Origin of the sequence: Lentzea sp. NPDC003310 (assembly GCF_040610935.1) — a bacterium.
Classification (GTDB): domain Bacteria; phylum Actinomycetota; class Actinomycetes; order Mycobacteriales; family Pseudonocardiaceae; genus Lentzea.
Genome location: NZ_JBEXNC010000035.1, coordinates 29,966 through 39,423 on the forward strand (window position 1 = coordinate 29,966; position 9,458 = coordinate 39,423).

General features: G+C 71.6%; 8 protein-coding genes. All 8 read left to right on the forward strand.

Annotated features, from left to right (window positions below; genetic code table 11):
* Positions 1–2 precede the first annotated feature (2 nt).
* The 8 genes from ABZX02_RS42735 (at position 3) to ABZX02_RS42770 (ending at position 8,884) form a co-directional block, all read left to right on the forward strand.
* Positions 3–1,418 carry an NDP-hexose 2,3-dehydratase family protein gene (locus ABZX02_RS42735; protein WP_355307635.1) on the forward strand — a complete coding sequence of 472 codons (1,416 nt, stop codon included), beginning with the start codon at positions 3–5 and terminating at the stop codon, positions 1,416–1,418.
* Positions 1,418–2,368 (forward strand): NAD-dependent epimerase/dehydratase family protein, encoded by a 951-nt coding sequence (locus ABZX02_RS42740; RefSeq protein ID WP_355307637.1) that lies wholly within the window; start codon positions 1,418–1,420, stop codon positions 2,366–2,368. The genes ABZX02_RS42735 and ABZX02_RS42740 overlap by 1 nt, the downstream gene beginning before the upstream one ends.
* Positions 2,365–3,474 carry a DegT/DnrJ/EryC1/StrS family aminotransferase gene (locus ABZX02_RS42745; RefSeq protein WP_355307639.1) on the forward strand — a complete coding sequence of 370 codons (1,110 nt, stop codon included), beginning with the start codon at positions 2,365–2,367 and terminating at the stop codon, positions 3,472–3,474. Before ABZX02_RS42740 ends, ABZX02_RS42745 begins: the two co-directional genes overlap by 4 nt.
* A 16-nt stretch (positions 3,475–3,490) precedes the next feature.
* The gene (gene rfbC / locus ABZX02_RS42750) at positions 3,491–4,108 is read left to right on the forward strand and encodes a dTDP-4-dehydrorhamnose 3,5-epimerase (RefSeq protein ID WP_355307641.1); all 618 of its coding nucleotides are present in this window, start codon (positions 3,491–3,493) and stop codon (positions 4,106–4,108) included.
* A 42-nt stretch (positions 4,109–4,150) separates the two neighbouring features.
* The gene (locus ABZX02_RS42755) at positions 4,151–4,984 is read left to right on the forward strand and encodes a methyltransferase domain-containing protein (protein WP_355307643.1); all 834 of its coding nucleotides are present in this window, start codon (positions 4,151–4,153) and stop codon (positions 4,982–4,984) included.
* A gap of 68 nt (positions 4,985–5,052) precedes the next feature.
* On the forward strand, positions 5,053–6,672 hold the full coding sequence (locus ABZX02_RS42760; protein ID WP_355307644.1) for an FAD-dependent monooxygenase: 1,620 nt from the start codon (positions 5,053–5,055) through the stop codon (positions 6,670–6,672).
* On the forward strand, positions 6,669–7,874 hold the full coding sequence (locus ABZX02_RS42765; protein ID WP_355307646.1) for a cytochrome P450: 1,206 nt from the start codon (positions 6,669–6,671) through the stop codon (positions 7,872–7,874). Before ABZX02_RS42760 ends, ABZX02_RS42765 begins: the two co-directional genes overlap by 4 nt.
* Positions 7,871–8,884, forward strand: coding sequence for a methyltransferase (locus ABZX02_RS42770; RefSeq protein ID WP_355307648.1), 1,014 nt, complete (start codon positions 7,871–7,873; stop codon positions 8,882–8,884). The genes ABZX02_RS42765 and ABZX02_RS42770 overlap by 4 nt, the downstream gene beginning before the upstream one ends.
* Positions 8,885–9,458: the final 574 nt, after the last annotated feature.

Here is a 9,458-nt window from a genome sequence, read left to right on the forward strand (position 1 = left end):
CCATGACAGCCCAGCTGAGCAGGCCCACCCTGCGCACCCGCGGCAACGCGGGCCACCTGCACCGCGTCGCCCTGTCCGCCGCCACCCGCCAGGGCGCGCACATGCGCACCGCCGACGTGCGCGCCTGGCTCGCGGAACGCCGCCACGCCAACGTCCTGAAGGTCGAGCGCATCCCGTTCGCGGACCTCGACCAGTGGCACTTCGTGCCGTCCACCGGGGACATCGCGCACGCCAGCGGCCGGTTCTTCACCATCGAGGGCCTGCACGTCGTGGAGCACGACGGCCCGCACGGCGACGGCCCGTACCGCGAGTGGCAGCAGCCGGTGATCCGGCAACCTGAGGTCGGCATCCTCGGCATCCTGTGCAAGGAGATCGACGGGGTCCTGCACTTCCTGATGCAGGCCAAGATGGAGCCGGGCAACCCGAACCTGGTGCAGCTCTCCCCCACCGTGCAGGCGACCCGCAGCAACTACACCGGCGCGCACGGCGGGTCGAGCGTGAAGCTGCTCGAGCACTTCGCGGACCTCGACCGCGACCAGGTGGTCGTCGACGTGCTGCAGGCCGAGCAGGGCTCGTGGTTCTTCCGCAAGTCCAACCGCAACATGATCGTCGAGACGACCGCGGACATCGCCGAGGACGAGGACTTCCGCTGGCTCACGCTCGGGCAGATCGCGGAGCTGCTGCACGAGGACCTGACGGTGAACATGAACGCGCGCAGCGTCCTGTCCTGCCTCCCCTACCACGACCCGAATCCCGGCGCGCTGCACTCGGACGTCCAGCTGCTGTCGTGGTTCACCGGCGAACGGGCCCGGCGCGACGTCCGGACCACGCGCATCCCCCTGTCGTCCGTGGAGGGCTGGAAGCGCGGGCCGGACGCGGTCGAGCACGAGGACGGCCGGTACTTCAAGGTCGTCGCGATCGCCGTGCGGGGCAGCAACCGGGAGCGGGTCAGCTGGACGCAGCCGTTGCTGGAGTCCGTCGACACCGGGGTCTCCGCCTTCCTGACGCGGGACTTCGGCGGTGTGCGGCACGTGCTGGTGCACGCCCGCGCGGACGGCGGGTTCCTCGACACCGTCGAGCTCGCGCCCACCGTGCAGTGCAATCCGCGCAACTACGAGCACCTGCCGGTCGACCAGCGGCCGCCGTTCCTCGACGTGGTCCTGGCCGCCAACCGCGCACGGATCCGGTACGACGCGGTGCATTCCGAGGAGGGCGGGCGGTTCCTCGACACCCGCTGCCGGTACCTCGTCGTCGAGGCCGACGCGTCGGTGCCGTCCGAACCGCCGCCCGGTTACGTCTGGGCCACGCCCGCGCAGCTCACCACGCTGGCGCGGCACGGCCACTACCTCAACGTGGAGGCGCGCACGCTGCTGGCGTGCGTGAACGCCGCCTCCGCCTGGCCTCGGGGAGTCGTGTGATGCAGAGGATCACCGTGCTCGGCGCGACGGGCTTCATCGGCTCGGCCGTGCTGAAGACGTTGGCACGAAGGGACATCCACCTCCGCGCCGTGGCCCGCAAACCGGCCGAGGTGCCACCCGGCCCCGCGCGGGTCGAGGTGGTGACGGCGGACCTGACCGAGCGCGCCGCACTCGCCGAGGCCGTCGAGGGTTCGGACGCCGTGGTCTACCTGCTGCTGGGCGACGGCGGCTGGCGCGCGGCGGAGGAGGGGTCCGCCGAGCGCGTGAACGTCGGCGTGATGAAGGACCTGCTCGACGTGCTCGGCCAGGGCGAGGCCCGCCCGGTGGTGGTCTACGGCGGCGCGGCGTCCCAGGTCGGTGTGCCGCAACGGGAACCGCTCGACGGCAGCGAGCCGGACCGGCCGGAGACCGCGTACGACCGCCAGAAGCTGCGCGCGGAGCAGTTGCTGCACAAGGCATCCAGCGTGCGCGGCATCAGCCTGCGGCTGCCCACGGTGTTCGGCGAGAGCACACCAGGCGGCGGGCACGACCGCGGCGTCATCTCCGCGATGGCGCGCCGGGCGCTCGACGGGCAGCCGCTCACCATGTGGCACGACGGCACCGTGCGCCGCGACCTGGTGCACGTCGACGACATCGCCGATGCGTTCGCCGCCGCGCTCGCGCACCCCGACGCGTTGGAGGGCAAGCACTGGCTGCTCGGCGCCGGACGTGGTGACGCGCTCGGCGACGTGTTCCGGCTGATTTCCCGCATCACCTCCGAGCACACCGGGGCACCGGCGGTCGAGGTCACCTCGGTCCAGGCCCCCTCGCATGCCCCCGTGACCGACTTCCGCAGCGTGACCATCGACTCCTCGGCGTTCCGCGCCGTCACCGGCTGGCGCCCGCAGATCCCGCTGGGGGAAGGGATCCACCGAACCGTCGCAGCACTGCACCGAAAGGCTCGCCCATGACCACCCGCGTGTGGGACTACCTCACCGAGTACCAGAACGAACGGGCCGACATCCTCGACGCCGTCGAGAAGGTGTTCGACTCCGGGCAGCTCGTGCTCGGCGCGAGCGTCCACGGGTTCGAGGAGGAGTACGCGGCCCACCACGGCGTCGCGCACTGCGTCGGCGTCGACAACGGCACCAACGCGATCACGATCGGCCTGCAGGCGTTGGGCGTCGGCCCGGGCGACGAGGTGATCACGGTGTCGAACACCGCGGCGCCGACCGTCGTCGCTATCGACGCCACGGGTGCCACGCCGGTGTTCGTCGACGTCCGCGAGGAGGACTTCCTCATGGACACCGCGCAGGTCGAAGCGAAGATCACCGACCGCACCCGGTGCATCGTGCCCGTGCACCTCTACGGGCAGTGCGTGGACATGGCCGCGGTGAAGGCGATCGCGGACAAGCACGGCTTGAGCGTCCTCGAGGACTGCGCGCAGGCGCATGGTGCCCGGCAGCACGGCAGGATCGCCGGCTCGACCGGGGACGTGGCCGCGTTCTCCTTCTACCCCACCAAGGTCCTCGGCGCGTACGGCGACGGCGGCGCGGTGATCACGCCGCACGACCACGTGGCCGCCCAGCTGCGCCGGCTGCGTTACTACGGCATGGACAAGATCTACTACACGGTCCAGACCCCCGCGCACAACAGCCGTCTCGACGAGGTGCAGGCGGAGATCCTGCGGCGCAAGCTGACCCGGCTCGACGCCTACGTCGCCGGGCGGCAGGCCGTCGCGCGCCGGTACGAGGAGGGACTCGGCGACACCGCGCTGAAGCTGCCCGCCACCAACGAGGGCAACACCCACGTCTACTACGTCTACGTGGTCCGGTACCCGCGGCGTGACGACATCATCGAGCGCCTCAAGTCGTACGACATCCACCTCAACATCAGCTACCCGTGGCCCGTGCACACGATGAGCGGCTTCGCACACCTCGCCGACCGCACCGGCTCGCTGCCCGTCACCGAGGCGCTCGCGGGCGAGATCTTCTCGCTGCCGATGTACCCGTCGCTGTCCCCGGACGTGCAGGACAAGGTCATCCACGCGCTGCGCCAGGTGCTGGCCACCCTCTGACGAACCAGGAGCTCACATGGAAGTCCGCACGCTCGCCGTCGAAGGCGCGCTGGAGTTCACGCCGCGGGTCTTCGGCGACGACCGGGGCCGGTTCCTGTCCCCGTTCCAGGAGGCGGCGTTCACCGAGGCGCACGGCGCGCCCCTGTTCCCCGTCCGGCAGACCAACCACAGCGTGTCGGCGCGCGGGGTCGTCCGGGGCATCCACTACACGACCACTCCGCCCGGCTGCGCGAAGTACGTCTATTGCGCGGCCGGCGCGGCGATCGACATCGTGGTCGACATCCGGGTCGGCTCGCCGACGTTCGGCCAGTGGGACTCCGTGCTGATGGACCAGAACCACCACCGCACCATGTACTTCCCGGTCGGCGTCGGGCACGCGTTCGTCGCCCTGGAGGACAACACCGTGATGTCGTACATGGTGTCGAGCAGCTACGTGGCGGCCAACGAGCTCGCCCTCGACGTCCTCGACCCGACGCTCGGACTGCCCGTCCCGAAGGACATCACGCCCATCCTGTCCGAAAGGGACAGTGTCGCGATCACGCTCGCGCAGGCGCGAGAACAGGGTCTGCTGCCCGACTACGAGCTCTGCCGGCAGATCGAGCGCGACCTGACGCAGGCCGTCGCGGCCCTCTGACACCCCAGCCCGACCACGTTCACCCACCAGGAGAAGCTCGCCATGACCCAGACCCTCCCGCAGCCGCACGAAGTCGGCGCGCTCTACGACAAGCTGACCTTGAGCGCGATGCGCGACGGCAGCTTCAACACCAACGTGCACATCGGTTACTGGGACTCGCCGGACTCCACGGCCACGATCGACGAGGCGATGGACCGGCTCACCGACGTGTTCATCGAGCACCTGGACGTGAGCGAGTCGTCGCACGTGCTCGACCTCGGCTGCGGCGTCGGCGGCCCCGGTCTGCGGCTCGCCCGGCACACCGGCGCACGGGTCACCGGCGTCAGCATCAGCGCCGAGCAGGTCAAGACCGCCAACAAGCTCGCGGCCGAGTCCGGTCTCGCGGCCAGGGCCGTCTTCGAGCACGGCGACGCGTTGAACCTGCCGTTCGCCGACAGCTCGTTCGACGCGGTGATGGCGCTCGAGTCGATCTGCCACATGCCCGACCGCGACAAGGTGTTCCGCGAGATCTTCCGGGTGCTCAAGCCCGGCGGCCGGGTCGTGCTGACCGACATCTTCGACCGCTACCCGCGCAAGGAGGTCCGCAGCCCCGGCATCGACAAGTTCTGCCGCGACCTCATGTGCACGACGGCCGACATCGACGACTACGTGCCGATGCTGCACCGCGCGGGCCTGCGGGTGCACAGCATCCTCGACATCACCGAGCAGAGCACGCTGCGCCTGGCCGACGAGATCGAGAAGCTGGCGGGCTTCGAGGAGCGGCCGGTGGCGATGGACGAGGGCAACTTCGCGTTCGACGACGACGCCTTCAAGCCGGGCGACCTGACCGGCGCGGACGACTTCGGCTGCCTGCTGGCCGTCGCGGTCCGTCCCTGACCCCACCGACGCGGCAGGGCGGCCCCGACACCGCCCTGCCCTCCCTCCCGACGAAGGGCGCGCACTCGATGACGGGCAAGGCTGAGCAGACCGACGTGCTGATCGCGGGTGGCGGTCCGGTCGGCATGGCGCTGGCGATCGACCTGAGCTACCGCGGGATCGGCTGCGTGGTGGCCGAGGCCGGCGACGGGACGGTGCGCCACCCCAAGGTGAGCACGATCGGGCCGCGCTCGATGGAGCTCTTCCGGCGCTGGGGACTCGCGGACGCGATCCGGAACGCGGGCTGGCCCGCCGACCACCCGCTGGACATCGCCTGGGTGACCAAGATCGGCGGCCACGAGCTGCACCGCTACCGGCGCGGCACGGCGGCCGACCGCCCGGTCTTCCAGCACACCCCCGAACCCGACCAGATCTGCCCGGCGCACTGGCTCAACCCCGTGCTGGCGCGGGCCGTCGGCGCACCGTTGCGGCTGCGGACGTCGCTGAGCGAGATCCGGCAGACCGACGACCACGTCGAGGCCGTGCTGACCGACCTGGAGACCGGTGCGAGGACCGACGTGCGGGCGAGGTACCTCGTCGCGTGCGACGGCGCGTCGTCCCCGATCCGCCAGGCCTGCGGGATCGACGCACCGGCCCGGTTCCAGCCGCAGATCTTCCGCAACGTGCTGTTCCGCGCCCCCGAGCTGCGGGCCCGGCTCGGCGAGAACACCGCGCTGGTGCACTTCCTGGTCCGCTCGCCGGTGCTGCGCTTCCCGTTGCGGTCGCTCGACGGCGTCGACCTCTTCAACATGGTCGTCGGTGTCACGGACGAGAAAGCGGAACGGACCGACGCGCTGGAGCTGATCCGCGACGCCATCGCGTTCGACACGCCCGTCGAGGTGCTCGGCGACGGCGACTGGCACCTCACGCACCGCGTGGCCGACCGCTACCGGGCCGGGCGGGTGTTCCTCGCGGGCGACGCGGCGCACACCCTGTCGCCGTCCGGCGGTTTCGGTCTGAACACCGGCATCGCGGACGCGGCCGACCTCGGCTGGAAGATCGCCGCCACGCTCGGCGGCTGGGCGGGTCCCGGGCTGCTCGACAGCTACGAGGCGGAACGCCGGCCGATCGCCGAGGAGAGCCTGCGCGAGGCCAACGTGAACCTGCGCCGCACCATGGAACGCCAGGTGCCGCAGGAGATCGACCTCGACGGACCGGACGGCGAGCAGGCCCGCCTGGCCATGTCCGAGCGACTCGCGTCGAGCGGGGCGCACCGCGAGTTCGACGCGCCGGAGATCCACTTCGGACTCCGCTACCGCTCGGCCGTGATCGTCGACGACCCCGGCCAGTCCCCGGAGATCACCGTGCCGGACGCGTCCTGGCGTCCCGGTGGCGAACCGGGCAGGCGCGCCGCGCACGCGTGGTGGGACGCCACGACGTCCACTTTGGACCTCTTCGGGCTCGGCTTCGTGCTGCTGCGGTTCGGCGAGGACGACCGGCTCCCGCGCTTCGAGGCCGCGTTCGCCGAACGCGGTGTGCCGCTGAGCGTTCGCCACAGCGCGAACGACGAGCTCGCCAAGCTCTACGAGCGGACCTTCGTCCTGGTGCGGCCGGACGGCCACGTGGCGTGGCGCGGCGACGCCCTCCCCGACGACCCCTCGACCCTCGCCGACACCGTGCGCGGCGCCACGAACGGAGACAGCCCGTGACACCGGACGAGCTGCTGGAGGCACCTCGCGCCGAGATGCCGACCGAACCCGCCCCCGTCGACTCGATCCCGGCGGTGCTGGCCGCGGGCCAGGTGGCGCCGGTCGTCACCGTCGACTACTTCGGCGGCGTGAACTGGGTCGTCTGCGACCCGGACCTCGCCCGCGCCGCGTTGCTCGACGACCGGCTGAGCAAGGACATGGCGCTCGCCCCGGAGTGGATGCGCGTCCCCGGCGCGATGCTCGGCGCCCAGCCGCGGGCCGAGGTCGCGAAGGCGATGGTGATGAGCGAGGGCGCGGAGCACACCCGGATCCGGCGGCTGCACGCGAAGACGTTCAGCCCCCGCAAGCTCGGCGAGTGGGGCGAGCGGCTCACGAAGCTCGCCGGCGGCCTGCTGGACGACCTGGCCCGCGACACCGGCGAGGTGGACCTCGTCGACCGCTTCACCTACCCGTTGCCGCTCGAGTTCTTCAGCGAGCTCATCGGGGTGCCGCCGCACCTGCGCCCGGCGGTGCGGGAGGTCACCGACACCATCATCTACTCGCAGGACCAGGACGCCCGCGCGGCCGGCGTGGGCGGGCTCGCCGGCACCGTCGCGCGGTGGGCCGCCGAGGGCGACGTCCTCGACCCGGGGTTCGTGACCGACCTGCTGGCCGAGGAGTCGGTCAGCCTCAACGAGGTCGTGACGTGGACGACCGGCCTGATCATGGCGGGTTACGAGTCCACGGCGAGCCTGATCGCCTCGGCCCTGCACGAGGCCCTGCGCCGTCCGCCCTCCGAGCGCCCCGGCACCGAGGCCGAGATCGCCGACTGGGTCGAGGAGACGTTGCGGGTGCAGCCCCCGCTGCCGCACGCGACGTGGCGGTTCGCCACCGAGGACGTCGAACTGGGCGGCTACCTGATCCCGAAGAGCGCCCCCGTGCAGGTCAACCTCGCGTCGGCCAACCGCTGCCCGCACCGCACCGCGGGCGACGAGTTCCGTCCGGGCACCGGCGGCGACAACGTGAGCTTCGGCCTCGGCCGCCACCTCTGCCTCGGCGCACCACTCGCCCGCCTGGAGGCCAGGATCGCGCTCGGCTCGTTCCTCACCCGCTTCCCGCACGCCCGGCTGAGCGCGACGAGCGAGGTCCGCTGGGAGTCCGACTGGATCATCCGCCGCATCAGCGCCCTCCCCATCGTCCTCACCCCAGGAGCACCCCGATGACCCACGAAGACCAGCCGGACGACTCGGTGGCGCGGATGCTGGTGCTGCTGCGCGCGTCCCACCTGCTGCGCGCGGCGGTGCTGCTCGACCTCGCCGACACCCTGGAGGACGACCCGCTGTCGGTCGCCGACCTGGCCGTCCGCACCGGCACCGACCCCGGCGTGCTCGGCAGGCTCCTCGCGGCACTGGCGAGCTTCGACGTGTTCACCCTGACCGACGACGGCCGCTACGCCCACACCGCCCTCTCCCGCACGATGTGCTCCGCCCACCCGGTCGGCCGCATCCTCACGCAGGACCTCAAGGCCGACGCCAACTGGCAGGCGTGGAGCAACCTGGCCGCCGCCGCACGCGAGGGCCGCGGCCCGTTCGAGGTCGTCCACGGCACCGACTTCTACAGCTACGTCACCGAGCACGACCCGGCCCAGGCCGCCGACTTCCACCAGGCCATGAGCAACGCGACCGAAGACGACAACGCCGACGTCGTGGCAGCTCTCGGCCTCCCCGCGACGGGCTTGGTGGTCGACGTGGGCGGCGGCCGGGGCACGCTGCTGCGCGACGTCCTGCGTGCCTCGGCCGACCTGCGCGGCGTGCTGTTCGACGTCGAGGGGGTCGTCGCCGACGCGCTGCCCGAGCTGGTCAGCGACCCGCTGGCCTCGCGCTGCGAGACGGTGGCCGGGGACGCGCTGTCGTCGGTGCCTGCCGGTGCCGACCTGTACCTGTTGCGGTTCATCCTGCACAACTGGGGTGACGAGGACTGCGTGCGCATCCTGCGGTCGTGTGCGCAGGCGGCTCGGCCGGGGGCGCGGATCGTGGTGGTGGAGGTGTTGCTGGAGAAGTCCGGGCCGCCCGATGCGTACACGGCTATGGCCGACATGGGGATGTTCGTGTTGTTCGGGAGTCAGGAGAGGACTGAGGCGGAGTACGCGAGTCTGTTCTCGCGGGCCGGGCTGGAGTACCGGGGGATGACGCCTGCGGAGTCGCTGCACCTGTTCGAGGCGGTCGCACGGTAGGGGCCGCGCACGTGTCCGAGGGGCGCGCTCCGGCGTGGAGCGCGCCCCTCGGGCGTGTCGGCACGCTGGGTGCGTTCTGGGCGGCAGTGGGGCGTGGCTCCGCTACGGGCTGAGCGCGCGCCTCAGACGTGTGGAACACGAAACCGCTAGGTGTCGCCACTGCACGAAACAACCCACCCGAGTTGCGGCCCGAGGGGCGCAGTCCGGCTCGGAGCGCGCCCCTTAGCGCCGTCTTGCGACCGGCACGAGGGCGCCCTTCAGCGCGAGCGCACCCCTCACCTCGTGCGTCACCGCACCTTCAAGCCACCTCGGCCCAGCCACACAAACGCTGCGAGAGGCGCGCTCCAACCAGTAGGCGTCCCTCAGCCTGACCCCTCCCCACCCCCAAACGCCGCGAGAAGCGCGCTCCAACCAGTAGGCGTCCCTCAGCCTGACCCCTCCCCACCCCCAAACGCCGCGAGAAGCGCGCTCCAACCAGAAGGCGTCCCTCAGCCTGACCCCTCCCCACCCCCAAACGCCGCGAGGGGCGCGCTCCAACCCGTAGGCGTCCCTCAGCCTGACCCCTCCCCACCCC

What these genes read in the sequence shown, in the direction of transcription:
- ABZX02_RS42735 (WP_355307635.1), top strand. Translation starts at nt 3, where the DNA reads ATGACAGCCCAGCTGAGCAGGCCCACCCTGCGCACCCGCGGCAACGCG.
- ABZX02_RS42740 (WP_355307637.1), top strand. Translation starts at nt 1,418, where the DNA reads ATGCAGAGGATCACCGTGCTCGGCGCGACGGGCTTCATCGGCTCGGCC.
- ABZX02_RS42745 (WP_355307639.1), top strand. Translation starts at nt 2,365, where the DNA reads ATGACCACCCGCGTGTGGGACTACCTCACCGAGTACCAGAACGAACGG.
- rfbC (WP_355307641.1), top strand. Translation starts at nt 3,491, where the DNA reads ATGGAAGTCCGCACGCTCGCCGTCGAAGGCGCGCTGGAGTTCACGCCG.
- ABZX02_RS42755 (WP_355307643.1), top strand. Translation starts at nt 4,151, where the DNA reads ATGACCCAGACCCTCCCGCAGCCGCACGAAGTCGGCGCGCTCTACGAC.
- ABZX02_RS42760 (WP_355307644.1), top strand. Translation starts at nt 5,053, where the DNA reads ATGACGGGCAAGGCTGAGCAGACCGACGTGCTGATCGCGGGTGGCGGT.
- ABZX02_RS42770 (WP_355307648.1), top strand. Translation starts at nt 7,871, where the DNA reads ATGACCCACGAAGACCAGCCGGACGACTCGGTGGCGCGGATGCTGGTG.